This is a genomic window from Peptacetobacter sp. AB800 (assembly GCF_047807365.1).
GTDB lineage: Bacteria > Bacillota > Clostridia > Peptostreptococcales > Peptostreptococcaceae > Peptacetobacter.
In genome coordinates this window covers 1-223 of record NZ_JBLOUI010000130.1, presented here as the reverse complement: position 1 = coordinate 223, position 223 = coordinate 1, and the positions used below count along the sequence as shown (strand labels likewise).

1 protein-coding gene is annotated in these 223 nt (G+C 35.4%); it reads left to right on the top strand.

What is annotated here, in order from left to right; genetic code table 11:
* The coding region (locus tag ACK2WN_RS12445) for a GTP-binding protein (protein ID WP_416155708.1) at positions 1–223 on the top strand (223 nt) is incomplete at both ends.

Sequence of the window (223 nt, the reverse complement as noted above, 5' to 3'; positions counted from 1 at the left end):
TGCTATATTAGTTGTATCAGCAACTGATGGTCCAATGCCTCAGACAAGAGAACATATACTATTATCAAGACAGGTTGGTGTACCTTACATAGTTGTATTCTTAAACAAATGTGATATGGTAGACGACGAAGAACTTCTTGAATTAGTTGAAATGGAAGTAAGAGAATTATTAAACGAATATGATTTCCCAGGAGATGACACTCCAATAGTAAGAGGATCTGCA